Raw genomic sequence first — 23,852 nt, forward strand, 5'->3', positions numbered from 1 at the left:
GCCTGGGCTGGCCCTTTCGCTGGCAAGCCGGGCCCACACGGGTTCACCGAGCGCCTAAGGGTCGTCTACAACCTCAGGGGCGGCGCCGTGCGAGTGGTTAGCCTTTGAAAGAGCCAGGCCAGGCCTGACGTGATGCGACTTAGTGCAGCGTTCTCGGCTCTGTCGGCATTTGCACTTGCGCCAAGGCCACCTCAAGCAATTTGCGCAAGGTTTCGAGCTCGTGCATGGAGGTCATGATCAACAAGGAGGAGGGCGATTTGGGTTGCATCATCATCGCCTGCTGGGCAACGGCTTCTGCGCAAAGTGCGTAGTCAGCAGCCATCATGAGTGTGTCTTCCAGGGAGTGGGAAGTGTAGGGTGGATCGGGGACTATCTTCAGCATGCTTACGCTCCAACAATGGTTGAGCTGCAAGCCGCCTTGCTGTCAAACAAGAGGGAGGCAGCTGTACGCGGGTTGACAGACCGAGATTGTTGGCACTCGGCGCACACGAAGGTGCCCGCACGTACAGCCGCCATAAGCGTATGCACACGGACAACAATCGACGGCCTGTCAAAGCCGGTCGCTGAATTGGCAGCGACCGGCCGAGACTATGGCCCACGTTTAGCGCGTGCAACGAAAAACAGGCGTCGGCAGTATCTTTGGGAAACGGACTACAAGAAAGGGAATTAATCTGATTTTTTCAGCCGTTTTCTGTAGGAAAACATCCCCGCCCATGTGATGTTCCACCACGTGAAACCACATTCAATTGTGCTCCCGCCCCACTCGCGCTTAGCTGTCCGCAACCACGACCTGCCTCAACCGTCGTGATCTCAAAGCGAACAACAAGAACGGGACCCACCCGCGCGAGGAGATTCCACATGCAGCAACACCAGCACATCCTGGCCTGGCTCAACGACGTGGCCAGCGACCTGCACGCCATCCGCCACGATATCCATGCCCACCCCGAACTCGGTTTCGAAGAAAGCCGCACCGCGGCCCTGGTCGCGCAACTGCTCAAAGACTGGGGCTACGAAGTGCACACCGGCATCGGCAAAACCGGTGTGGTCGGCGTGCTGCGCAATGGCAGCAGCCCACGCAAACTGGGCCTGCGTGCCGACATGGACGCACTGCCCATCGTAGAAGCCACCGGCGCTGAATACACCAGCCGCCACCAGGGCTGCATGCACGCCTGCGGCCACGACGGACACACCACCATGCTGCTGGGCGCGGCACGCTACCTGGCGGCCACGCGCCAGTTCGATGGCACGCTGACGCTGATCTTCCAGCCGGCCGAGGAAGGCCAGGGCGGCGCCGAGGCGATGCTGGCCGATGGGCTGCTGGAGCGCTTCCCGTGTGACGCCCTGTTCGGCATGCACAACATGCCGGGGTTGCCGGCGGGGCACCTGGGCTTTCGAGAAGGGCCGATGATGGCTTCGCAGGACCTGCTCACCGTGACCATCGAAGGCGTCGGCGGGCATGGCTCCATGCCCCACCTGACGATCGACCCGTTGGTGGCCGCAGCCAGTGTGGTGATGGCCCTGCAAACCGTGGTGGCGCGCAATATCGATGCCCAGGAGGCGGCCGTGGTCACCGTGGGCGCACTGCAGGCAGGCGAGGCGGCCAACGTGATCCCGCAGCAGGCGTTGCTGCGTTTGAGCTTGCGTGCGCTGAACGCCGAGGTGCGCGCGCAGACCCTGGAGCGGGTGCAGGCCATCATCCTTAGCCAGGCCCAAAGCTACGGCTGCACCGCCAGCATCGAACACCGCCCGGCGTACCCGGTGCTGGTCAACCACGCCGACGAAAACGCCTTTGCCCACCAGGTCGGCGTCGAGCTGCTCGGCGCCGAGGCGGTGGACGGCAACACCCGCAAGCTGATGGGCAGCGAAGACTTCGCCTGGATGCTACAGCGCTGCCCCGGCGCCTACCTGTTCATCGGCAACGGCGTGCAGCGGCCGATGGTGCACAACCCTGCCTACGACTTCAACGACGACATCCTGCTGACCGGCGCCGCCTACTGGGGCGCCCTGACCGAGCGCTGGCTCAACTAGGGAAGCTTCAAGCTGCAGCCCGCCGCCGTTTCTGGCCAACAGATTGATGGAGTGTTCCGCATGCAGACTTCACACACAGGCGCGTCGCGTACCCGGCAAGTGGTCGCGGCGGTCATCGGTAATGCCCTGGAGTGGTATGACTTTATCGTGTACGGCTTTCTGGCCAGCATCATCGCCCGCCAGTTCTTCCCCTCCGACGACGAGTACGCCTCGCTGCTGATGGCCTTGGCCACCTTCGGCGTGGGCTTTTTCATGCGGCCGGTGGGCGGCGTGCTGCTGGGCATCTATTCCGATCGCAAGGGGCGCAAGGCGGCGATGCAACTGATCATCCGCCTGATGACGGTGTCCATCGCCATGATCGCCTTTGCCCCCAGCTACCTGGCCATTGGCATGGGCGCGCCGCTGTTGATCGTGGTGGCGCGCATGCTGCAGGGCTTTGCCACGGGCGGTGAGTACGCCAGTGCAACGGCGTTTCTGGTGGAAAGCGCACCGGCCCACCGCAAGGGGCTATACGGCTCGTGGCAGCTGGTGGGGCAGTGCCTGGCGGTGTTCAGCGGGGCGGGGATGGTCGCGCTGGTGACCCACCTGTGCACGCCCGAGGCGCTGGACAGCTGGGGCTGGCGGATTCCGTTCGTGATCGGTTTGCTGATCGGCCCGGTGGGGCTGTGGATTCGCAAACACATGGAAGAACCCGAGGAATTCCTGGAGGCGCGCAAGCAGGCCAAGGGCCAGGCGCCCGGCCTGTGGCAGGTGCTGCGGGAGCATCGGCGCAGCCTTTTGGTCTCGATGGGCCTGGCCTGTGGTGCGACGGTGTCGTTTTACGTAGTGCTGGTGAACATGCCCACCTTCGCCCACAAAAACCTTGGCCTGCCACTGGACCAGGTGCTGCTGGTGCAGATGCTGGCCGTGGGCCTGATGACCGTGGTCATCCCCCTGGCCGGAGCGCTGTCGGACCGGCTTGGCCGGCGGCCGGTGCTGATGGCCTTTACCCTGGCATTTTTCGTGATGGTGTACCCGCTGTATGTGTGGGTGGCCGCAGCGCCGTCGATCGAGCGCCTGCTGGTGATGCAACTGCTGCTGTGCACCGCCATTGGCGGCTTCTTCGGCCCGGCGCCAACCGCCTTGGCCGAGCAGTTCCCGATCGAGGTGCGTTCCACCGGGGTGTCGGTGGCTTATAACGTGGCGGTGATGGTGTTCGGCGGCTTTGCCCCGTTGATTGTCACTTGGCTGAGCAAGGTGCTCGGCACCCCGGTGGCGCCGTCGTTCTATGTGCTGTTCGCCTGCCTGTTGACGCTGCTGGGCACCTATTGCCTGAAAGAAGCACCCCGCGCTGGCAAGGCTGTCGCTTTCAACCTTGGAGTGAAACCGTGAACCCGTTAGCCATCGACCCGATCGTCGCCCTCGATGCCCAGGCGCTGTCCGAGGCGATCCACGTGCGCCAGTTGTCGTGCCGTGAAGTGATGCAGGCCTACCTGGGCCATATCGAGCGCTTCAACCCGCAGGTCAATGCGCTGGTGTCGCTGCGCGAGGGCGCGGTGCTGCTGGCCGAGGCTGAGGTGCGCGACCGCGAGCTGGCCGCCGGCCAGTCGCGTGGCTGGATGCATGGCATGCCGCAGGCAGTCAAAGACCTGGCGGCCACGGCGGGGCTGCGCACGACGCTGGGCTCGCCGCTGTTTGCCGAGCAGGTGCCGGCGCATGACGCCATCAGCGTGGCGCGGGTGCGGGCGAGCGGGGCGATCATTGTCGGCAAAAGCAATGTGCCGGAATTCGGCTTGGGCTCGCAGAGCTACAACACGCTGTTCGGCACCACCACCAATGCCTACGACCACAGCCGTGTGGCAGGCGGCAGCAGTGGCGGCGCCGCAGCGGCGCTGGCCATGCGCCTGCTGCCGGTGGCCGATGGCAGCGACATGATGGGCTCGCTGCGTAACCCGGCAGCGTTCAACAACGTGTTCGGCCTGCGCCCCTCGCAAGGGCGGGTGCCGTACGGGCCAACGCCGGAGCTGTTCGTGCAGCAGCTGGCCACCGAGGGGCCGATGGGGCGCACGGTGACGGACGTGGCGCGGTTGCTGTCGGTGCAGGCCGGGCACGACCCGCGCGCGCCCCTGTCGCTCAGTGACGGCCCACGTGACTTTGCCGCCGGGTTGCAGCGCGATTTCAAGGGTGTACGGGTTGGCTGGCTGGGCAACTTTGACGGCTACCTGCCGATGGACGAGGGGGTGATGGGCCTGTGCCAGGCGGCGTTGGCAGACTTCGCCGAGCTGGGCTGTGAGGTCGAGGCGTGCCAGCCTGGGTTCGACCTGGGGCGTTTATGGCAATGCTGGCTCACCCATCGCCACTTCCTGGCGCACGGCAACCTGGGCGCGGCGTATGCCGACCCGGGCAAACGCGCCCAGCTCAAGCCGGAGGCGCAGTGGGAGGTGGAGGGCGGCCTGCGCCTGACCGCAGCGGACGTTTACCAGGCCTCGCTGGACCGCAGCGCGTGGTACCAGGCGCTGGGTAAATTGTTCGAGCGTTACGATTATTTGCTGTTGCCGGCTGCCCAGGTGTTCCCTTTCGACGCAGCCGAGCCTTGGCCGAAGGTGGTTGGCGGGCAGGCCATGGACACCTACCACCGCTGGATGGAGGTGGTGATTGGCCCGACCTTGGCCGGCCTGCCGAGCATGAGCGTGCCGGTGGGTTTCAACGCCGCCGGCCTGCCGATGGGCCTGCAGATCATAGGCCCGGCCCAGGCCGATCACGCCGTGCTGCAACTGGCCTATGCCCATGAACAACTGACGCGCTGGGTAGCGCGGCAGCCGCCCGGGTGTTTGCAGGCGCGCTGAAAGCCCTGGGCAGGCCCGTATCTTGCTGGGCATGATGACCAACCACGCACAGACAGGGAGGTCGAACCCATGGGTATTACCGCAGACAGCGGTGGCGTGCGCTCGGTGGAGCGGGCACTGGCGATCGTTGAACTGCTTGGCGAGCACCAGGCGCTGGGGCTCGAAGAGCTGCACTACCTGACGGCACTGCCCAAGGCCACGGTATCGCGCATGCTTGCCACCTTGCAGGAACAGGGTTGGGTCTACCGTGGCCTGAGCGACCGCCGTTACCGCTTGTGTGCCCGGCGCCTGTTTGGCGACCGCCAGCTGCGCTTGAAGCGCCAACTGGTGGAACGCGCCGCGCCGCTGCTGCTCGAGCTTTGCGAGCGCACCGGGTTGGTGGCGGACCTTTCTTCTTTCGACGGCGAGCGGCTGGAGGTGATGGAAAGCGCCATCCCGCAGGTGCTGCGCAAGCGCTACCCGCACAACTGCCAGCTCGTCGGGCAGCATGCCAGCTTGTTTCATTCGGCCATGGGCCGGGCGTGCCTGAAGGAGCTGGCGCCGGCTGAGGTGCAGCGCCTGGCGACGCATCAGCGGGTGGGCGATGAAGCGCTGTTGCGCGATATTGAGGCCGATGGGCACAAAGGCTTTGGCCAGCGCACCGAAGGGTTTTGGGAATACCCCGTGCGCTTGCCGTTCCTGATCCGCGCGATTGCCTTACCGGTGCGGGTGGAGGGGCGGCTGGCGGGCAGCATTGCGCTGCACTGGCCGCTGGACCAGGCACCGGTGGAGCGGGTGCTGAGCTTGCACCTGAACAGTTTGGCGGCGACGGTGGGGCACGTGCAGCACGCGTTGGTGAACTGAGGCCAGTGAAAACAGCACAAGCCATTTGCCCCAAAGCGGCGTTTGCAGCTATGCCTACAGTCTGACCCGGCAAATAAGGCCCGCCAAATGTTGGTCGTCGAAAACCTGTGCAAGTCGTTCGCCACCGCCCAAGGCCCGCTGGAGGTGCTGCGCGGGGTGGACCTGACGCTGGCACGTGGCAGCAGCCTGGCCCTGATGGGCGAATCCGGCAGCGGCAAGAGCACGTTGCTGCACCTGCTGGCGGGCCTGGACCGCGCTGACAGCGGGCGCATCCTGATCGATGGCCAACCCCTGGACAACCGCGGCGAAGCTGCCTTGGCACGTTGGCGGCGCGAGGGCATCGGGCTGGTGTTCCAGCAGTACAACCTCATCAGCAGCCTGGACGTGGCCGCCAACCTGGCCTTTCAGGCGCGCCTGGCGGGGCGCCATGACCCGGCCTGGGTGACGCACCTGGCCACCCGGTTGGGGCTGGCCCCGTTGCTGCAACGCTACCCGGAGCAACTGTCTGGCGGGCAGCAGCAGCGCGTTGCCATCGGCCGCGCGCTGGCCAGCAGGCCCTTGCTGCTGCTGGCCGACGAACCCACCGGCAGCCTTGACGAGGCCAGCAGCGACGAGGTGTTGGCGCTGCTGCTGCAGCTGGTGCACGAGGCGGGCAGCAGCGTGCTGATGGTGACCCATAGCCAGCGCCTGGCCGCCATGCTGCAGCGCCGCTGCGTGCTGCAGATGGGTCGGGTGCAGGGGTGATGAACAGCTTATGGATCACCGTGCAGGCCCTGTGCAGCCATTGGTGGCGCCACCGGCTGCAGTGCATCAGCATCTTCACCGGTTTGTGGCTGGCCACGGCCCTGTGGGCCGGCGTTCAGGCGCTCAACACCCAGGCGCGCAACGACTACGCACAAGCCAGTGCGGTGCTCGCCGGGCCTGCCCGCCCGCAACTGGTGGCACGCTCGGGGCAGCGCTTCGACCAGGCGCTGTATGTGCAATTGCGCAGGCTGGGCTGGCCGGTAACACCGGTGCTGGAAGGGCGCTTGCGCCTGGCTGCAGCGCCGCAGGTTGCGCTGCGCCTGGTAGGGATCGAGCCGCTTGGCCTGTTGCCGGGCATGGCCGTTGCCGGTGCCGATGTGCAGGGTTTTGACCTGCAGGCGTTCGTGGGCACGCCGGGGCAAGCGTGGGTGGGCCCGGACACGCTGCGCCAGCTGGGGCGCCAGCCCGGTGAGCAGCTGACCACGGTGGACGGGCAGGTATTGCCGCCGCTTACCCTGCATACGCAGCTGGCACCGGGTGTGGTGGTGGTCGACATCGGCCAGGCGCAGGCCTTGCTCAATGCCCCCGGGCAATTGTCGTGGCTGCTCAGCGACAGTGACCAGCCACTGCCGCGCGACATTGCGGCGAGCCTGAAGCTGCAGCCGCCCGGCGATGATGCCGACCTGCAGCGGCTGACCGCCAGCTTTCACCTGAACCTCACCGCCCTCGGCCTGCTGGCCTTCGTGGTGGGGCTGTTCATTGCCCATGCGGCCATTGGCCTGGCGCTGGAACAGCGGCGCGGGTTGATCCGCACCTTGCGCGCTTGCGGCGTGAGCTTGCAGGTGCTGCTGGCAGCCCTTGCCCTGGAGCTAGGGTTGTTTGCCGTGCTGGGCGGCGTGGCAGGCGTGGCTGCAGGTTACCTGCTGGCCGCACTGATGCTGCCTGATTTCGCCTCCAGCTTGCGCGGGCTTTATGGCGCCCAGGTGGCGGGGGAGTTGCACTTGCCGGCCACGTGGTGGCTGGCAGGCATTGCCGTCAGCCTGTTGGGCGCGCTGCTGGCGGGGCTCGACAGCCTGCTGCGTGCCGCGCGCCTGCCATTGCTGGCCTTGGCGCAGCCCCAGGCCTGGCGCCTGGCGCAAGTGCCGTGGTTGCGGCGCCAGGGTGGCGCCGGCGCCGTGCTGCTGATGGTGGCGGCAGGCTGCGGCTACCTGGGCAATGGGCTGCCCAGTGCATTCGGCATGCTGGCGGCTTTGCTGCTGGCGGCGGCGCTGGTGTTGCCGGGGTTGCTGGCGCTCTTGCTCGGCGGCCTGGCGCGGGTGTGCAAGCGCCCGCTGGCGCAGTGGTTCGTTGCCGACAGCCGCCAGCAACTGCCGGCCTTGAGCCTGGCGTTGATGGCGCTGTTGCTGGCCTTGGCCGCCAGTGTCGGGGTTGGCGGCATGACCGAAGGCTTTCGCCGCACCTTCATCGGCTGGCTGGACCAGCGCCTGGCCGCCGATGTGTACGTCACGCCCCGCGACAGCGCGCAGGCGCAGCAGATCTACGCGCGCTTGCTGGCAGACCGTACCGTCAGCGCGGTGCTGCCCAGCTGGCGGGTGGACTGGCGCCTGCAGCAGTGGCCGGTGCAGGTCCAGGGGGTGGATGATCACCCGTTCTACCGCCAGCACTGGCCACTGCTGCAGCAGGCACCGGGCGCCTGGCAGGCGCTGGCCGCCGGCCGTGGTGCAATGCTCAGCGAGCAACTTGCCCGGCGCCTTGGCCTGGCTGTAGGGCAGACGCTGCAGTTGCCTGGCGAGCCGCCCCAGGCCATGACCGTGGTGGGCGTTTATGCCGACTATGGCAACCCCAAGGGCCATGTGCTGGTCAACGCCGGTTGGTTGGGTAGCCATGCACCAGCGGCCAGCCTCGCGGGTTTCAGCCTGCTGGTGCGGCCTGAACGGGTGGCTGCGCTGAAGGATGAACTGCAACGGCGCTATGCCCTGGATGACAATCAGGTGGTGGAGCAGGCCCGCCTCAAAGCCTGGTCCAGCGAGGTGTTCAGCCGCACCTTTGCGGTCACGGCGGCATTGAACAGCCTGACCCTGGGGGTTGCCGGCGTGGCGTTGTTCATCAGCCAGCTGACCTTGAGCCAGCGCCGCCTGGGGCAGTTGGCGCCGTTGTGGGCCTTGGGTGTACCACGGCGCTGGCTGGCCTGGCTGAGCCTGGGGCAAACGTTGATGCTCAGCTGCTTCACCGTGCTGCTGGCGATCCCCTTGGGCCTGCTGCTGGCCTGGTGCCTGGTGGCGGTGGTGAATGTGCAGGCGTTCGGCTGGCGTCTGCCTTGGCATGTATTTACCGGGCAACTGGTGCAACTGGCCGTGCTGGGCCTGTTGACCAGCCTGCTGGCCAGTGCCTGGCCGTTGTGGCAGCTGGCACGCAGCCAGCCAGGCGCGCTGTTGAGGCAATTTGCCGATGAAAGCTGAAACCTTGCGATTGATGGCCTGCCTGCTGCTGGCAGGGTGCGACCCGCCTGCGCCAGAACCCAAGAGTTATGCGGGCCTGGGCGACGATGCGGCGGCGTTCAGGCAGGTGATACCGGGGCATGCGCTGGTATTCCCACGGGACCATGGCGCGCATGGGGGCTTTCGTATCGAATGGTGGTACGTCACCGCCAACCTGCGCGATGCCCAGGGCCGTGACTGGGGTGTGCAATGGACGTTGTTCCGCTCCGCCTTGCGGCCTGGGCCTGAGACCTGGAACTGGAACAGCCCCAACCTGTGGATGGGCCACGCCGCGCTGACCGGCCCGGGCGGCCACCAGGTCAGTGAAACGCTGGCGCGCGGCGGAGTTGGCCAGGCGGGCGTCGAGGCACAACCGTTCCGGGCGTGGATCAACGACTGGTCGTTGCAGGGCAAACCCGGAGTCGACCGCCTGCAGATGCGGGCCAGGGGCCAAGGGTTTGGCTATGACCTGGCCCTCACCAGCGATCAGCCGCTGCTGCTGCACGGTGTTCAGGGTTACAGCGAAAAATCCGGCAAGGGCCAGGCGTCGTACTACTACAGCCAGCCGTTCTATAGGGTCAGTGGCGAGGTCGAGCGAGAGGGGCAGCGGGTCGCCGTCACAGGGCAGGCCTGGCTTGACCGGGAATGGAGCAGCCAGCCGTTGGCCGCCGGGCAAAGTGGCTGGGACTGGTTTTCGCTGCACCTGGGCACGGGCGCCAAGCTGATGCTGTTCCAGGTGCGCGAGGATCAGGGGCCGCCTTACCGCGCGGGCACCTGGGTCGATGCCCAAGGGCAGGCGCGTGCGCTGCAGGGCGGGCAGATCGAGCTGACACCGCTGGCCTGGACGCGGCAGGACAGTGGCAAAAAGGTGCCCACCCGTTGGCGGGTGAAGGTGCCAGCGGTGCAGGTGGATGTAGAGGTGGATGCGCTGGAGCCCAAGGCCTGGATGGGCACACGCTTCCCTTACTGGGAGGGCCCGGTGCGTGTGGGTAAGGAGGGGCGTGGGTATCTGGAAATGACGGGCTATTGAGGTACTGCACCTGCCTGGGTGCAGTACCTGTGCGGGCATCGTTTTGCCGCTGGTGAGGCCCGGGCAGGCCTACTTGAAGCCCGTCACTGCATGCGGCACGTAGGGCGCTTGCAGGCGCTCCACTTCTTCGGCGCTGAGCTCGAACTGCAACGCGCCAATCGCATCATCGAGCTGCGCCACCTTCGACGCGCCCACGATCGGCGCCGAAACCCCTTGCTTGCCCAGTACCCAGGCCAGCGCCACCTGGGCCATGGGCACGCCACGCTCGCGGGCTATCTGTTCGACCACATCGATCACCCGGCCGTCTTCCACTTCGGTTTTTTCATAGAACGACTGGCCGGAAATGTCGGTACGGGTACGTTCAGTCTGCTGGCCATGCGGGCGGGTCAGCCGGCCGCGGGCCATTGGGCTCCAGGGCATCAGGCCCACGCCCTGGTCCAGGCACAGCGGGATCATTTCGCGCTCTTCCTCGCGGTAGATCAGGTTGAGGTAGTTCTGCATCGACACGAAGCGGCTCCAGCCGTTGCTGGCCGCCACCTGCTGGGCTTTGGCGAACTGCCAGGCATACATCGAGGATGCGCCGATGTAGCGCGCCTTGCCGGCTTTGACCACATCGTGCAGCGCCTCCATGGTCTCCTCGATCGGGGTGTGGTAGTCCCAGCGGTGGATCTGGTACAGGTCGACATAGTCGGTCCCAAGGCGGGTGAGGCTGGCGTCGATGTTGGCCATGATCGCCTTGCGTGACAGGCCCTGTTCGTTGGGCCGGGTGCTGCCTTCCCACATGTTGGCCGGGAAGAACACCTTGGTGGCGATCACGGTTTCTTCGCGGCGGGTGAACGCCTTCAGCAGCTTGCCCAGGATCAGCTCCGAGGTACCGGCCGAGTAGCTGTTGGCGGTGTCGAAGAAGTTGATGCCTTGCTCCACGGCGTGGCGGATGATCGGGCGGCTGTCGGCTTCGCCGAGGGTCCAGGGGTGGGTGCCGGCGCCCGGCTCGCCGAAGGTCATGCAGCCCAGGCACAGTTTCGAAACATCCAGGCCGGTGTTGCCCAACTTGACGTACTGCATCTGCTTCTCCTCGGTGGTCGTTTGCGATGGGGGAAGCTTAGCGGGGCTGTGGGCGTGCGGAAATCCCGTATCGGTGCAGGCGAGCTCTGCAGAAATTCACAAGCGCAGCAGTGGCTTGACCTGTTGCTGCAAAAAATCGGTTACAGCCTTGATGCGCGGAGTGTTGCGCACGTCTTCATGCACGGCCAGCCATAGTTCGATGCTCATGGTCTGTGTTTCGTCCCCGATGGCCTGCAGGCCATGCTCCTGGGCCATGAATGCCGGCAGGCAGGCAATGCCTATGCCGCCTGCAGCGGCCTGGGCCTGGATGCGCAAATCGTTGCTTTGCACTACAAAGGGCTGGTGGTGGGTCTGGGCGAGCAGCCACTGTTGCTGCGCCGACTTGGCCTGGGACTGGTCGTAGCCGATATAGCGCGGCGTGCTGGTGCTGCGCAGGTAGCCGGGGGCGGCGTACAGGCGGTAATCCAGGTAGCCCAGCAGGCTGGCCACCAGGGTGGGCTCGCTGGGCCTGGCCAGGGCCACGCTGATATCGGCCTCGCGGCGCGCCAGCGAGGCGCGCGACTTGCTGCCGACCAGTTTCAGGTGCAGCTGCGGGTAGCGGTTGCACAGCGTGGCCAGGCGCCGCGCAATGAGGCTGCCGAGCAAGGCGGGCGGGGCGGCCAGTACCACCTGGCCTTCAACCTGCTGCTGGCCTGCGCTGGCGAAGTGTTCCAGGGCGAAGGAGGCCTGGGTCATCTGCTCGGCGTAATCGCCCACCCGGCGGCCTTGCTCGGTCAGCACGTAAGCCCTGGGGCGGCGGTCGACCAGCTTGAGGTTGAGCGCAGCTTCCAGTGCGGCGATGCGCCGGGCCACGGTGGCGTGGTCGACGCCCAGCTGCCTGGCTGCGGCCGACAGGGAGCCGGTGCTGATGAAGGCGCAGAAATGGCGCAGGTCTTCCCAATCGAACATGGCGGGCCTCTGTGGTGGAGGGCCATGATAAAGCCTCCTGGCGATTCCCACGACCTGAACCGGCCCCAACGCCGGCACACACGTTTCGCGTCAATTTCAAAAGCACCGCCATCGCTGCCAGGGCCGGCTTGCCGGCGATGGGGCAACACAAATAACTGATGCTAGGATGGCTGCCTCTCCTTACCCGGATACCGCCATGCAGCCCCTCGACCACCTGTCCTTGCACCTGTTCATCGTGGTCTGCGAAGAGGGCACCATCGCCCGCGCCGGTGAGCGGGCGTTCATGGCGCCTTCGGCTGTCAGCAAACGTATCTCGGACATCGAAGCGCGCTTTGGCACCACGCTGTTCAAGCGCAGCAAGCGCGGGGTCGAACCCACCCCGGCAGGGTTTGCCTGTTGCGCCATGCCCGCGGCCTGACCCGGGCCATGGAGCGCCTCGACAGTGAGCTGAGCGAATACGCCGAGGGCGCACGGGGGCATGTGCGGGTGCTGGCCAATGTCTCGTCGATCATGGAGTTCCTGCCCGAGGAACTGTCGGCCTTCATGCTGGAAAACCCGTTGATCCAGGCCGATATCGAAGAGCGCTTCAGCCCCGATGTGGTCCGTGGCGTGGCGGAGGGCAATGCCGACCTGGGTATCTGCAGGAAGCCCACCGCAGTCGGCGGCCTTGAGTTCGTGCCTTATCGGCAAGACCACCTGGCGGTGGTGGTCGGTGCCAGCCACCCGCTGGCAGCGCGCACCAGCATTACCTTTGCCGAAACGCTTGGCTACGAGCACCTCGGGCTGTCGGCGTTCGCCACGTTGAACAGTTTCATGTGCAAGAGCGCCGAGGCAGTTGGCAAGGAACTGCGTTTTCGCTCGTACGTGTCGTCGTTCGATGCGGCCTACCGGCTGCTGCAGTTCGGCCTGGGCCTGGCGGTGTTCCCGCAGGAGGCGGTGGCGCGTTATGCGCCACTGTTCGACTTGCGGGTGATCCCGCTGACCGATGACTGGGCGTTGGGTGAGTTCGTCATCTGCATGCGTGACCGGCACGCGCTGTCGCTGTCGGCGCGGCGCCTGCTGGACCACTTGCTGCTGCGCGCGCCGGCCTGGCAGGTTATGCCCTGATATCCATCGCGGCTGACGATGGATCAGCCCGTGAAAGACGTCTTTTCTGCCCGCCATGCGGCTCTTAGTCTGGCCACACGCTTCAGACAGAGAGCCCCCTGATGACAACAATAACAATCAATGAAGTCGGCCTTCGCGATGGCCTGCAGAGCCTGCAGACGGTCATGCCGACTGCCGCCAAGCTGCGCTGGATCGACAGCGCGTATGCCGCTGGCGTGCGCCACATGGAAGTTGCCTCGTTCGTGCCGGCCAGGCTGTTGCCGCAGATGGCCGACGCCAAACAGGTGGTCGCCCACGCACTGACCTACCCAGGCCTGCTGGTTACGGTACTGGCCCCTAACCTGCGCGGTGCCCAGGATGCACTGGAGTCTGGTGCGCAACGCGTCATCGCCCCGGTGTCGGTGAGCAACGCGCACAGCATGGCCAACGTACGCCGCACGCCGCAGGAAATGGTTGAGGAGCTGGGGCGCATGTGCCAGCTGCGCAGCGAGATGGGCCGGCATGACGTGCAGATGATCGCCGGCATGTCAGTGGCCTTCGGCTGCACGCGTCAGGGTGATGTGCCGCTGGGTGACCTGTGCGCATTGACACGCCAGGTGATCGAGGCGGGTTGCGACCTGGTGTCGCTGGCCGACACCACCGGCTACGCCAACCCCGGGCAGGTAGCCATGGTGATCCCGGCGGTGCGGGCCATTGCCGGGGAGCGCCTGCGCGCCGCGCACTTCCACGACACCCGTGGCCTGGCGCTGGCCAACAGCCTGGTCGCCGTGCAGCAAGGTATCCGCGAGCTGGACGCCTCGCTGGCCGGCCTTGGCGGTTGCCCGTTCGCGCCAGGTGCCTCCGGCAATACCGTGACCGAAGACCTGGTGTTCATGCTGCAAAGCATGGGCTACGACACCGGCATCGACCTGCAGGCATTGATCGACTCACGCCAGGTGCTGCGTGATGCCTTGCCCGATGAACCCCTGTACGGCGCGCTCGCCCGCGCCGGCCTGCCGCTCAACTACTAAGGGCTACCCGCATGTCCAGACTCCCCTTGGACGGCATTCGTGTCGTTGAGATTTCGCACATGGTCATGGGCCCCACCTGCGGCATGATCCTCGGTGATCTTGGCGCTGAAGTGATCAAGATCGAGCCCACCCGTGGCGATGGCACACGGCGCTTGCTCGGCGCAGGCGCCGGGTTTTTCCGCACCTTCAACCGCAACAAGCAATGCATCGCCGTGGATGTGCAAACGCCCCAGGGCCGGGATGCCGTGCTCGCGCTGATCGACACGGCCGATGTGTTCATCGAGAACTTCAAGCCAGGGCGCATGCATACGCTCGGCTTTGACTACGCCGCGCTGCGCGAGCGCAACCGGCGGTTGATTTACGCCTCGCACAAGGGCTTTCTCAACGGCCCTTACGACAATCGGCTGGCACTGGATGAAGTGGTGCAGATGATGGCGGGCCTGGCCTACATGACCGGGCCGGTGGGGCGGCCGCTGCGTGCGGGCAGTTCGGTGAACGACATCATGGGCGGCATGTTCGGGGCCATTGGTGTGCTGGCCGCGCTCAACGAGCGTAACAGCACCGGCGTTGGCCGCGAGGTGCAGAGCGCACTGTACGAGAACTGCGTGCTGCTGGCCGCCCAGCACATGCAGCAGTTTGTGGTCACGGGGGAGGCGGCAGCGCCAATGCCCAACCGCATCAGTGCCTGGGCCATTTATGACGTGTTCACCTTTGCCGGGGGGGAGCAGATGTTTGTCGCCGCCACAGGGGAGGGGCAGTGGCAGGCGCTGTGCACCGTGCTTGGCCAGGCGGCATTGCGCGACGACCCCACCCTGGCCAGCAACAACGACCGGGTGTTGCAGCGCCCGCGTTTGCTGGCGCACCTGGCCGAGGTGTTCGCCACACTCGATGCGCAGCAACTGGCGGTCGAGCTTGAGGCCAATGGCATCCCGTTCGCGCCGATCCGTCGCCCGGAGGAGCTGTTCGATGACCCCCACCTGATGCAAAGCGGGGGCATGGCTGACCTCACCCTGGAGGACGGCAGCAGCACGCCGATGCCACTGCTGCCGCTGGCGCTCGATGGCCAGCGCCTGCAACCGCGCCGGCCGATCCCGCGTATCGGCGAGCACACCCAGAAAGTCATGCGCGAGCTTGGTTACAGCGATGCGCACATTGCCGAGCTGTGCGCCGCAGGCGTGCTCAAGACTGACGAGCAGGAGCGCTGAAAATGGCCATCTACCGATACGACACGCTTGTCCCGAACCTGCACCCGGAAACCTTCGTTGCCGAGCAAGCTACGGTGATCGGCGATGTCACGCTGGCGCAAGGCGTTAGTGTGTGGCCGCAGGCGGTGCTGCGTGGCGACAATGAACCGATCCACATTGGCCAGCACAGCAATGTGCAGGAGGGCGCGGTGCTGCATGCCGACCCTGGTTTCGCCCTGACCGTGGGCAGTGGCGTGACCATCGGCCACCAGGCGATGCTGCATGGCTGCACGATTGGCGATGGTGCACTGATCGGTATACAGGCGGTGGTACTCAACGGCGCGGTCATCGGCCGCAATTGCCTGGTGGGGGCGGGTGCCATCGTCACCGAAGGCAAGGTCTTCCCCGACAATTCACTGATCCTCGGTGCACCTGCCAAAGTGGTGCGTGAGCTATCGCCTGAGGCCATCGCGCACATGCACGCCAATGCCGCCGACTACGTGCGCAAAGGCCAAGCCTGCAAGGAAAAGCTCGTGCGTATCGGCTAAACCCCTTCAGTGGCGCCCTGAAGGGCGCCGCCGCTCTCCAATAATTACAAGAACGGAGATCCACCATGGTTGCCTTGACCGGTGTTCTGGCGCGTGAGCGCAATGAGCGTCACATCAATGAACTGCTGCTGTACCGGCGGGTGGCCTGGCGCATCATGCCACTGGCCATCATCTGTTTCCTGTTCTCCTATTTCGACCGCATCAACATCAGCTTCGCCAAGACCCAGATGCAGGCCGAGCTTGGCCTGAGCGACGCGGCCTACGGGCTGGCCGCGAGCATGTTCTTCATTGGCTACGTGCTGTTCGAGGTGCCGAGCAGCCTGGGCCTGAAACGCTACGGCGCGCCGGCGTGGATCTGCCGGATCATGGTGTCCTGGGGGCTGGCCACTGCGGCTCTGGTATTTGCCTATACCCATTACACCCTGTACTTCCTGCGTTTTCTGATCGGTGTGATGGAAGCCGGTTTCGGGCCGGCCATCCTGTTCTATCTGGCCTGCTGGTTCCCCCGCAAGCACCTGGCGAAGATGAACGGGCTGTGGTTTCTGGCCGTGCCCTTGGCTGGCGCGGTTGGCGGCCCTGCGGCGGGCTTTTTGCTAGGGACCATGGACGGTGTGCTGGGCCTTGCCGGCTGGCACTGGCTGTTTCTGATGTCGGGCCTGCCGTGCGTGGTGCTGGGCGTGCTGGTGCTGTGCAAGCTCGATCGCGACATTGCGTCGGCCAAGTGGCTGACCCTTGAAGAGAAAGCCCTGTTGCAGGAAAACCTTGCCCAGGACAAACGCGCGGACAAACCGGTGCTGGGCTCGCTGTGGCGGGTGCTGCTGACCCGAGAAGTGGCGATCATGGCGTTCATCTACTACGTGATCAAAAGCGCGTCCTATGGCCTGAATTTCTGGATGCCGCACCTGATCAAGTCATCAGGGGTACAGGACATGCTGTGGGTCGGTGTGTTGTCTGCGCTGCCTTATGCGGTGGCGTGCGTCGGCATGGTGCTGCTCACCCGGCGCTCGGACCGCACCGGCGAGCGCAAGCGCTACCTGGTGTACTGCCTGCTGGCCGCCGCCGTTGGTTACTTGCTCGCGTGCCTGTTCTCGGGCTCGTCGTGGGCGATGATGGCGGCGCTGGTAATGGCGACAGCGGGTACGTTCATTGCCATCCCGATCTTCTGGACCATCCCGCAGTCGACCTTCTCCGGGTTGGCGATTGCAACCGGCACCGCAGCAATCAACTCCGTGGGCCAGCTCAGCGGCATCGTGGCACCGGTGATGGTGGGGCAGATCAACGACATCACAGGCAGCACGTACATGGGCATGCTCTCGATTGCACCGCTCATCCTGCTTGCCTGCCTGGTGGTGATGCGCTACGTCAGAAACCCCAAGGTCTGAACCTGGCTCGCCCTTGACGCTGAACAACAAGAACAATAACAAGGCATAACCCATGAACACTTCCGTCTCACGGCGGGCATCACTGATGCTCGCGGTGTTGTGCTGTGCGTGGCAATCGGCCCAGGCGGCCTTTGTCGCTGACGGCAAAGGCAGCCTGGAGCTGCGCAATTTTTACTTTGATCGCGACTTTCACGGTGCTGCTGCCAGCCAGTCCAGGCGCGGTGAGTGGGCCCAGGGCTCTATGCTCAAGTGGCAATCGGGCTACACCGAAGGTGTCGTCGGTTTTGGCCTGGACGCGGCAGGGATGCTCGGCGTCAAGCTCGATTCATCCCCGGACCGCAGCGGCAGCGGGCTGTTGCCCCGCGGCAGCGACAGGCGCGCGGTGGATGGCTATGGCAAGGCAGTTGCCACCGTCAAGGCGAAGCTTTCGCAGACCCACCTGCAGCTGGGTGGTTTGAGCCCCCAGTTGCCATTGCTGGTGTCGAACTACAGCCGGTTGTTCCCGCAGTGGTTCAAGGGTACGCAGTTGGTCAGCAAGGACTTGGACCGTTTCACCTTTACCTTGCTGCAGGTCGATGCCACCAAGCTGCGCGACTCCACCGACTTTGAAAGCCTGACCGCCATGGCGCAACAGGGCGCCTATTCGGCAACGGTGACCAGCGACCGCCTGTACTACGCGGGTGTCGATTATCAGCCGGCGAAGAGCCTGACCCTCAGCGTGCACACCAGTCAGCTTGAAGACCTGTTCCAGCGGGAATTTGCGGGGTTCAAGTACAGGGCCGGCCTTGGGCCGGGGGAGGCATTCACCGAATGGCGCTGGTTCAACGCGCACGACCAAGGCAGGGCGTTGCTGGGCGAGGTGGATAACCGGACCTTGAGCACCAACATCGGCTATGGCCTGCACGGGCATACCTTCAGCGGTGGTTACCAGAAGGCCAGTGGAAATACCGCCTATGCGTATGTTGGCGGGACCGATACCTACCTGTTCAGCGAGCAGCAGGTGAGCACGTTTGCCCTGGCCAACGAGCGGGCATGGATGCTGCGTTACGACTACAACTTTGCAGCATTGGGCATCCCGGGGCTGACGTTCAATGTGCGCTACGTCAAGGGTGACCAGGTCGACCCACAGCGGATTGCCAGCAGCAAAGGCCGGGCGCTGGCCGCGCGAGGTGGCGAAGGTGAGGAGTGGGAGCGGACCACCGACATCAGCTATGTCGTGCAGTCGGGGGTGTTCAGGAACCTGTCGCTGCGTTGGCGAAATGCGACCATGCGCTCCAATTTTGCCGATGCGGCGGATGAAAATCGGGTGATCGTTGGGTACACGGTCGAGTTTTGAGTGGTGGAGTACAAATGTGCTCTTAGGTTGATATCGGGTGTGCTGGAAGGGGCAGTTCTGGGCGCATGTCATCAAGTTAACGGCATTGGGAGGGCCTAACGCCCTCTATGAAACCGGTTTCAAAATGTTTCCGAACCAGCTAGATTACGCGGCTTTCTCAGGGCCTCTCCCTGATCCAAACCCAGACGGCGCAACCCAAGGCCGCCCCAATGCTGATGAGGACTTGCAATGCCTGAGCATGCCCCCGACAACCCGCGCCGGGACTTCCTGCGCAAAACGTTGACCCTTATTCCCGTGGTCACCGTGGCTACCAGCACAGGCCTGGGTGCCGGCCAGCTGCTGGCCCAGCCGGCCCGCGAACCCGAGGTGCCCGCTACACCGCCCGCTGGCCATTACCAGCCGACTTTCTTCACCGCCGAAGAATGGGCCTTCGTGCAGGCGGCGGTGTCGCGCATCATCCCCGCTGACGAACTGGGCCCCGGCGCACTCGAAGCAGGCGCCGCCGAGTTTATCGATCGCCAGATGAACACCCCCTATGCCACAGGTGCCCAGTGGTACATGCAGGGCCCGTTCAAGGCCGACGCTGCGCCAGAGCTTGGCTACCAGCTGCAACTGAGCCCCCAGCAGATCTACCGCCTGGGCATCGCCGCTGCGGATGCATGGTGCAAAAACGCCAGCGGTAAAACCTTTGCCGAGCAAGATAGCGCTACCCGAGACAAGGTTCTCGGCAAGATCGAAGCCGGTGAGATCGTTTTCGAACAGCTGCCTGCCAAGGTGTTTTTCAGCCTGCTGGTGCAGAACACCCGCGAGGGGTTCTTCTGCGACCCGATTCACGGTGGCAACAAGGGTATGGTCGGCTGGACGCAAATCGGCTTCCCCGGCGCCCGTGCAGACTTCATGGACTGGGTCGAGCGCAACGAGCCTTACCCGTTCCCGGCAGTATCGATTCGTGGCGAGAGGGCGTAAGGCATGGCCAATGCAATGAAGAAGGTCGATGCGGTGATCGTCGGTTTCGGCTGGGCGGGCGCCATCATGGCCAAGGAGCTGACCGAGGCCGGGTTGCAGGTGGTCGCGCTGGAGCGCGGGCCGATGCAGGACACCTACCCCGAGGGCAGCTACCCGCAGGTCATCGATGAGCTGACCTACAGCGTGCGCAAGAAGCTGTTCGTGGATGTCTCCAAAGAAACCGTCACCATCCGCCACAGCGTCAACGATGTCGCGCTGCCCAACCGCCAGCTCGGTGCCTTCCTGCCCGGCAAGGGCGTGGGCGGCGCAGGCCTGCACTGGTCCGGCGTGCATTTTCGTGTAGACCCGATGGAGCTGCGCATGCGCAGCCACTACGAAGAGCGCTACGGCAAACGCTTCATCCCTGAAGACATGACGATCCAGGACTTTGGCGTGAGCTACGAGGAGCTAGAACCCTGCTTCGACTTCGCCGAAAAGGTCTTCGGCACCTCGGGCCAGGCCTGGACCGTGAACGGCAAGGTGGTCGGCGAAGGGAAGGGTGGCAACCCTTATGCACCGGACCGCTCCAACCCCTTCCCGCTGGTGTCGCAGAAGAACGTGGTGTCGGCGCAGCTGTTCCAGAAGGCAACCGCCAGCCTGGGCTACAAGCCCTACAACCTGCCTTCGGCCAACACATCGGGGCCCTACACCAACCCCTATGGGGCGCAGATGGGGCCGTGCAACTTCTGTGGCTTCTGCAGCGGGTACGTGTGCTACATGTACTCCAAGGCGTCGCCCAACGTGAACATCCTGCCGGCGCTGCGCCAGGTGCCCCATTTCGAGCTGCGGGCCAATGCCCATGTGCTGCGGGTGAACCTGGACGACAGCAAGCGCAAGGCTACCGGCGTGACCTACATCGATGCCCAGGGGCGGGAAGTGGAGCAGCCGGCAGACATCGTCATCCTTGCCGCGTTCCAGTTCAATAACGTGCGCCTGATGCTGCTGTCGGGCATCGGCAAACCCTATGACCCGATCAAGAATGAAGGGGTTGTGGGGCGCAACTTCGCCTACCAGAACATGGGCACGGTGAAAGCGTTCTTCGACAAGGACACCTGCACCAACAACTTCATCGGCGCCGGCGGCAACGGGGTGGCGATCGACGACTTCAACGCCGACAACTTCGACCATGGGCCGCACGGTTTCGTCGGCGGCTCGCCGATGTGGGTCAACCAGGCTGGCAGCCGGCCGATTGCCGGTATTGCCAACCCGCCCGGCACGCCCGCCTGGGGCAGTGCCTGGAAGAAGGCCACCGCCGATTACTACACCCACCAGCTGTCGATGGACGCCCACGGCGCGCACCAGTCGTACCGCGGCAACTACCTGGACCTCGACCCGACCTACCGGGATGCCTACGGCCAACCGTTGCTGCGCATGACCTTCGACTGGCAGGAAAACGACATCAAGATGAACCAGTTCATGGTCGACAAGCTGAGCAAGATCGCCCAGGCGATGAACCCCAAGGCCATCGCCGTGCTAGGCAAGAAGGTCCAGGAGCACTTCAACACCGCCAGCTACCAGACCACCCACCTCAACGGCGGCGCGATCATGGGCACCGACCCCAAAACCAGTGCCTTGAACCGCTACCTGCAAAGCTGGGACGTGCACAACGTGTTCGTGCCGGGCGCATCGGCGTTCCCCCAGGGCCTGGGTTACAACCCCACCGGCCTGGTGGCTGCGCTGACCTACTGGTCGGCGCGGGCCATCCGCGAGCAGTACCTGAAAAACCCCGGCCCGCTGGTTCAGGCTTGAGGAGCGATGGCATGAAAAAACTGTTGATCGCGACCCTGCTGCTGGGCACGGGCCTGGCTGCCCAGGCTGATGAAGCTACCGATACGCTGGTGAAGAAGGGCGAGTACCTGGCCCGCGCCGGTGACTGCGTGGCCTGCCATACCGCCAAGGGCGGCAAGCCCTTTGCCGGTGGGCTGCCGATGGAAACGCCCATCGGCACCGTGTATTCCACCAACATCACCCCGGATGCCACCGGCATCGGCCAGTACAGTTTCGAAGACTTCGACCTGACCGTGCGCAAAGGTGTGGCCAAGGACGGCAGCACGCTGTACCCGGCCATGCCGTACCCGTCCTATGCGCGGGTCAAGGACGAGGACATGCGCGCCTTGTACGCCTACTTCATGCAAGGCGTGCAACCGGTGACGCAGCCGAACAAGGCCACCGACATCCCTTGGCCGCTGAGCATGCGTTGGCCGCTGGCGATCTGGCGTGGCGTGTTCGCACCAGAGGTGAAAGCCTGGCAAGCGCCGGCCGGTGCCGACCCGGTGGTCAGCCGCGGCGCCTACCTGGTGGAGGGTTTGGGCCATTGTGGCGCGTGCCATACCCCGCGCGCCCTGACCATGCAGGAAGAGGCCCTGAGCCCCGCTGATGGCAAGCAGTTCCTGGCCGGCAGTGCGCCGTTGGAAGGCTGGATCGCCAAGAACCTGCGCGGTGACCACAAGGACGGCCTGGGCAGCTGGAGCGAGGAGCAGCTGGTGCAGTTCCTGAAAACCGGCCGCAGTGACCGCAGTGCCGTGTTCGGCGGCATGAGCGATGTGGTCGAACACAGCATGCAGCACTTGAGCGATGCCGACCTGACGGCCATTGCCCGCTACCTCAAGACGCTGCCGGCAAGCAACCCGCACGACCAGCCGCATGTGTACGACAAGCACGTGGCACAGGCTTTGTGGAACGGTGATGACAGCAAGCCGGGTGCGGCGGTGTACATCGACAACTGCGCTGCCTGCCACCGTACCGACGGCCAGGGGTATACCCGCGTGTTCCCGGCGCTTGCCGGCAACCCGGTGGTGCAGACGGCCGATGCCACCTCGTTGATCCATGTGGTGCTGGATGGCGGCACGGTGCCGGCGACGCATACCGCGCCGTCGAACCTCACCATGCCAGCGTTCGGCTGGCGCTTGAGCGACCAGGAAGTGGCTGAGGTGGTGAATTTCATCCGGACCAGTTGGGGTAACCAAGGCAGTGCTGTTTCGGCCAGTGATGTGAAAGCCATCCGATAACGCCGGCGCCTGGCGTCATACCTTGAGGGGCTTGCCGGCGATGCAGGCGCTGCGGTGTAGGGCACCGGCTTTGCCGGTGATCGCCGGCAAGCCGGCTCCTACAGGGTTGGCGTCGGCTGAAGAAATTGAGTGGGCAGTGAGCCAGGAAAGGTAGAATCCCGACGAACGGTAGGTGACGAAACCGCGCGGTTTTGATGTATTGAAACCGGTTTCAGTCACCGTCACCGACAATAATCATAAGGGACCGAAATGACCGACTTGCCTGCCCATTCCCGCGAACGCGTGACCATCAGTGAGGTCGCACGCGTTGCCGGCGTCTCCAAGGCCACTGTGTCGCGCTACATTGGCGGCGATCGCCAGCTGCTGGCCGAAGCTACCGCCAAGCGCCTTGAAGAGGTCATCGAGCGCCTGGGCTACCGGCCCAACCAGATGGCCCGCGGCCTCAAGCGTGGCCAGACGCGGCTGATCGGCATGCTGGTAGCAGACATCCTCAACCCCTATTCAGTCGCAGTGATGCACGGCGTTGAAACCGCGTGCCGTCAGCACGGCTACAGCCTGGTGGTGTGCAACACCAACCGCGACGACGAGCAGGAGCGCCATCACCTGGCGGCCCTGCAGTCTTACAACGTCGAGGGCCTGATCGTGAATACCCTTGGCCATCACCCCGGCGAACTGCTCAACCTGCAGCGCGACATGCCCATGGTCCTGGTAGACCGGCAACTGCCGGAGCTGAACGTGGAGCTGGTAGGGCTGGATAACGCCCAGGCCATCGAGCAGGCCCTGGACCACCTGCAGGCGCGTGGCTACCGCGACATCCTGGCGGTCACCGAACCACTGGACGGCACCAGCTCCCGGCTCGAACGCACGCTGGCGTTCACCGCCTCGATCAGCCGTCGCGCCGGCATGCGTCAGCAACTGGTGGAGATCGACAGCAACCTGCACGCCCGGCTTGATGCTTTCCTCGGCAGTAATGGGCACGGGCCCCAGGCTATTTTCACCTTCAACGGCGTGGCCACCCTGACGGTGACCCGTGTATTGCACGACGCGGGTTGCAACCTGTTCCAGGACGTCGGCCTGATTGCGCTGGACGAACTGGACTGGTACCCGCTGGTCGGTAGCGGCATTACCGCGCTCGCCCAACCCACCGAACGCATCGGTGTGGCCGCCTTCGACTGCCTGCACGACCGCCTGCGCGGCGAGAGCGGGGCGCCACGGCGCCTGGACTTCAAGGCAGAGTTGATCGTCCGAGGTTCCACTCAACTACGCGAATGAAGAAACGGCCGGCAACGACGCCGGCCATTGCTGCAGCCAA

The 23,852-nt window shown here is 64.9% G+C and carries 22 protein-coding genes; 18 read left to right on the forward strand and 4 right to left on the reverse strand.

Annotated features, from left to right (window positions below; translation table 11 throughout):
* Positions 1-139: 139 nt before the first annotated feature.
* Positions 140-382, reverse strand: coding sequence for a hypothetical protein (locus ACEWE8_RS17015; RefSeq protein ID WP_042111452.1), 243 nt, complete (start codon positions 380-382; stop codon positions 140-142).
* Between the two features lie 476 nt (positions 383-858).
* On the opposite strand from ACEWE8_RS17015, the gene ACEWE8_RS17020 reads away from it, so the two are divergent.
* From ACEWE8_RS17020 to ACEWE8_RS17050, 7 genes are all read left to right on the forward strand, one after another.
* The gene (locus ACEWE8_RS17020) at positions 859-2,028 is read left to right on the forward strand and encodes a M20 aminoacylase family protein (RefSeq protein WP_046786360.1); all 1,170 of its coding nucleotides are present in this window, start codon (positions 859-861) and stop codon (positions 2,026-2,028) included.
* Between the two features lie 60 nt (positions 2,029-2,088).
* Positions 2,089-3,399: a citrate-proton symporter gene (locus tag ACEWE8_RS17025; protein ID WP_046786359.1), complete on the forward strand. Its 1,311-nt coding sequence runs from the start codon at positions 2,089-2,091 to the stop codon at positions 3,397-3,399.
* Positions 3,396-4,853, forward strand: coding sequence for an amidase (locus ACEWE8_RS17030; RefSeq protein WP_046786358.1), 1,458 nt, complete (start codon positions 3,396-3,398; stop codon positions 4,851-4,853). Before ACEWE8_RS17025 ends, ACEWE8_RS17030 begins: the two co-directional genes overlap by 4 nt.
* Positions 4,854-4,922: 69 nt before the next feature.
* A complete protein-coding gene (locus ACEWE8_RS17035) occupies positions 4,923-5,696 on the forward strand; it encodes an IclR family transcriptional regulator (RefSeq protein WP_046786357.1) in 774 nt (257 codons plus the stop codon).
* Between the two features lie 87 nt (positions 5,697-5,783).
* Positions 5,784-6,440, forward strand: a complete 657-nt coding sequence (locus ACEWE8_RS17040) for an ABC transporter ATP-binding protein (RefSeq protein WP_039605093.1) — start codon at positions 5,784-5,786, stop codon at positions 6,438-6,440.
* Positions 6,440-8,899, forward strand: a complete 2,460-nt coding sequence (locus tag ACEWE8_RS17045) for an ABC transporter permease (protein ID WP_046786356.1) — start codon at positions 6,440-6,442, stop codon at positions 8,897-8,899. Before ACEWE8_RS17040 ends, ACEWE8_RS17045 begins: the two co-directional genes overlap by 1 nt.
* Positions 8,889-9,947 (forward strand): lipocalin-like domain-containing protein, encoded by a 1,059-nt coding sequence (locus ACEWE8_RS17050; protein WP_046786355.1) that lies wholly within the window; start codon positions 8,889-8,891, stop codon positions 9,945-9,947. The genes ACEWE8_RS17045 and ACEWE8_RS17050 overlap by 11 nt, the downstream gene beginning before the upstream one ends.
* A 69-nt stretch (positions 9,948-10,016) precedes the next feature.
* On the opposite strand, the gene ACEWE8_RS17055 is transcribed toward ACEWE8_RS17050, so the two are convergent.
* Together ACEWE8_RS17055 and ACEWE8_RS17060 are read right to left on the reverse strand one after the other, a co-directional pair.
* A complete protein-coding gene (locus ACEWE8_RS17055) occupies positions 10,017-11,012 on the reverse strand; it encodes an aldo/keto reductase (RefSeq protein WP_046786354.1) in 996 nt (331 codons plus the stop codon).
* A 96-nt stretch (positions 11,013-11,108) separates the two neighbouring features.
* Positions 11,109-11,960, reverse strand: a complete 852-nt coding sequence (locus ACEWE8_RS17060) for a LysR family transcriptional regulator (protein ID WP_046786353.1) — start codon at positions 11,958-11,960, stop codon at positions 11,109-11,111.
* Positions 11,961-12,156: 196 nt separating this feature from the next.
* Here ACEWE8_RS17060 and ACEWE8_RS17065 point away from each other — a divergent pair, with 196 nt between their 5' ends.
* The 10 genes from ACEWE8_RS17065 to ACEWE8_RS17110 all read left to right on the forward strand — a co-directional run bounded on the left by ACEWE8_RS17065 (position 12,157) and on the right by ACEWE8_RS17110 (position 22,540).
* Positions 12,157-12,378: a LysR family transcriptional regulator gene (locus ACEWE8_RS17065; protein ID WP_367904047.1), complete on the forward strand. Its 222-nt coding sequence runs from the start codon at positions 12,157-12,159 to the stop codon at positions 12,376-12,378.
* Entirely contained in the window at positions 12,357-13,067 is a 711-nt protein-coding gene (locus tag ACEWE8_RS17070) for a LysR substrate-binding domain-containing protein (RefSeq protein ID WP_223255114.1), read from the forward strand. Before ACEWE8_RS17065 ends, ACEWE8_RS17070 begins: the two co-directional genes overlap by 22 nt.
* 101 nt (positions 13,068-13,168) lie before the next feature.
* Positions 13,169-14,077, forward strand: a complete 909-nt coding sequence (locus tag ACEWE8_RS17075) for a hydroxymethylglutaryl-CoA lyase (RefSeq protein ID WP_046786352.1) — start codon at positions 13,169-13,171, stop codon at positions 14,075-14,077.
* A gap of 11 nt (positions 14,078-14,088) precedes the next feature.
* A complete protein-coding gene (locus ACEWE8_RS17080; protein WP_046786351.1) occupies positions 14,089-15,282 on the forward strand; it encodes a CaiB/BaiF CoA-transferase family protein in 1,194 nt (397 codons plus the stop codon).
* Positions 15,283-15,284: 2 nt separating this feature from the next.
* The gene (locus ACEWE8_RS17085; protein ID WP_046786350.1) at positions 15,285-15,809 is read left to right on the forward strand and encodes a gamma carbonic anhydrase family protein; all 525 of its coding nucleotides are present in this window, start codon (positions 15,285-15,287) and stop codon (positions 15,807-15,809) included.
* Positions 15,810-15,874: 65 nt separating this feature from the next.
* A complete protein-coding gene (locus ACEWE8_RS17090) occupies positions 15,875-17,191 on the forward strand; it encodes an MFS transporter (protein ID WP_046786349.1) in 1,317 nt (438 codons plus the stop codon).
* A 52-nt stretch (positions 17,192-17,243) separates the two neighbouring features.
* Complete coding sequence (locus ACEWE8_RS17095; RefSeq protein ID WP_046786348.1) at positions 17,244-18,527, forward strand: OprD family porin; 1,284 nt, start codon at positions 17,244-17,246, stop codon at positions 18,525-18,527.
* Positions 18,528-18,755: 228 nt separating this feature from the next.
* Positions 18,756-19,493, forward strand: a complete 738-nt coding sequence (locus ACEWE8_RS17100; RefSeq protein ID WP_046786347.1) for a gluconate 2-dehydrogenase subunit 3 family protein — start codon at positions 18,756-18,758, stop codon at positions 19,491-19,493.
* A gap of 3 nt (positions 19,494-19,496) precedes the next feature.
* Positions 19,497-21,281 (forward strand): GMC family oxidoreductase, encoded by a 1,785-nt coding sequence (locus ACEWE8_RS17105; protein WP_046786346.1) that lies wholly within the window; start codon positions 19,497-19,499, stop codon positions 21,279-21,281.
* Between the two features lie 11 nt (positions 21,282-21,292).
* Positions 21,293-22,540: a cytochrome c gene (locus ACEWE8_RS17110; RefSeq protein WP_046786345.1), complete on the forward strand. Its 1,248-nt coding sequence runs from the start codon at positions 21,293-21,295 to the stop codon at positions 22,538-22,540.
* A gap of 15 nt (positions 22,541-22,555) precedes the next feature.
* Here the strand turns inward: ACEWE8_RS17110 and ACEWE8_RS17115 are convergent, their stop codons facing one another.
* Entirely contained in the window at positions 22,556-22,765 is a 210-nt protein-coding gene (locus tag ACEWE8_RS17115) for a hypothetical protein (RefSeq protein ID WP_144415462.1), read from the reverse strand.
* A gap of 24 nt (positions 22,766-22,789) precedes the next feature.
* Between ACEWE8_RS17115 and ACEWE8_RS17120 the strand changes: the two genes are divergently transcribed.
* Complete coding sequence (locus ACEWE8_RS17120) at positions 22,790-23,812, forward strand: LacI family DNA-binding transcriptional regulator (protein WP_395589334.1); 1,023 nt, start codon at positions 22,790-22,792, stop codon at positions 23,810-23,812.
* The last annotated feature ends 40 nt before the right edge of the window (positions 23,813-23,852 follow it).

This window comes from Pseudomonas sp. TR47, from assembly GCF_044143025.1.
GTDB classification, from domain to species: domain Bacteria; phylum Pseudomonadota; class Gammaproteobacteria; order Pseudomonadales; family Pseudomonadaceae; genus Aquipseudomonas; species Aquipseudomonas putida_E.

What these genes read in the sequence shown, in the direction of transcription:
- ACEWE8_RS17015 (WP_042111452.1), bottom strand. Translation starts at nt 382, where the DNA reads ATGCTGAAGATAGTCCCCGATCCACCCTACACTTCCCACTCCCTGGAA.
- ACEWE8_RS17020 (WP_046786360.1), top strand. Translation starts at nt 859, where the DNA reads ATGCAGCAACACCAGCACATCCTGGCCTGGCTCAACGACGTGGCCAGC.
- ACEWE8_RS17025 (WP_046786359.1), top strand. Translation starts at nt 2,089, where the DNA reads ATGCAGACTTCACACACAGGCGCGTCGCGTACCCGGCAAGTGGTCGCG.
- ACEWE8_RS17035 (WP_046786357.1), top strand. Translation starts at nt 4,923, where the DNA reads ATGGGTATTACCGCAGACAGCGGTGGCGTGCGCTCGGTGGAGCGGGCA.
- ACEWE8_RS17040 (WP_039605093.1), top strand. Translation starts at nt 5,784, where the DNA reads ATGTTGGTCGTCGAAAACCTGTGCAAGTCGTTCGCCACCGCCCAAGGC.
- ACEWE8_RS17045 (WP_046786356.1), top strand. Translation starts at nt 6,440, where the DNA reads ATGAACAGCTTATGGATCACCGTGCAGGCCCTGTGCAGCCATTGGTGG.
- ACEWE8_RS17050 (WP_046786355.1), top strand. Translation starts at nt 8,889, where the DNA reads ATGAAAGCTGAAACCTTGCGATTGATGGCCTGCCTGCTGCTGGCAGGG.
- ACEWE8_RS17055 (WP_046786354.1), bottom strand. Translation starts at nt 11,012, where the DNA reads ATGCAGTACGTCAAGTTGGGCAACACCGGCCTGGATGTTTCGAAACTG.
- ACEWE8_RS17060 (WP_046786353.1), bottom strand. Translation starts at nt 11,960, where the DNA reads ATGTTCGATTGGGAAGACCTGCGCCATTTCTGCGCCTTCATCAGCACC.
- ACEWE8_RS17065 (WP_367904047.1), top strand. Translation starts at nt 12,157, where the DNA reads ATGCAGCCCCTCGACCACCTGTCCTTGCACCTGTTCATCGTGGTCTGC.
- ACEWE8_RS17075 (WP_046786352.1), top strand. Translation starts at nt 13,169, where the DNA reads ATGACAACAATAACAATCAATGAAGTCGGCCTTCGCGATGGCCTGCAG.
- ACEWE8_RS17080 (WP_046786351.1), top strand. Translation starts at nt 14,089, where the DNA reads ATGTCCAGACTCCCCTTGGACGGCATTCGTGTCGTTGAGATTTCGCAC.
- ACEWE8_RS17085 (WP_046786350.1), top strand. Translation starts at nt 15,285, where the DNA reads ATGGCCATCTACCGATACGACACGCTTGTCCCGAACCTGCACCCGGAA.
- ACEWE8_RS17090 (WP_046786349.1), top strand. Translation starts at nt 15,875, where the DNA reads ATGGTTGCCTTGACCGGTGTTCTGGCGCGTGAGCGCAATGAGCGTCAC.
- ACEWE8_RS17095 (WP_046786348.1), top strand. Translation starts at nt 17,244, where the DNA reads ATGAACACTTCCGTCTCACGGCGGGCATCACTGATGCTCGCGGTGTTG.
- ACEWE8_RS17100 (WP_046786347.1), top strand. Translation starts at nt 18,756, where the DNA reads ATGCCTGAGCATGCCCCCGACAACCCGCGCCGGGACTTCCTGCGCAAA.
- ACEWE8_RS17105 (WP_046786346.1), top strand. Translation starts at nt 19,497, where the DNA reads ATGGCCAATGCAATGAAGAAGGTCGATGCGGTGATCGTCGGTTTCGGC.
- ACEWE8_RS17110 (WP_046786345.1), top strand. Translation starts at nt 21,293, where the DNA reads ATGAAAAAACTGTTGATCGCGACCCTGCTGCTGGGCACGGGCCTGGCT.
- ACEWE8_RS17120 (WP_395589334.1), top strand. Translation starts at nt 22,790, where the DNA reads ATGACCGACTTGCCTGCCCATTCCCGCGAACGCGTGACCATCAGTGAG.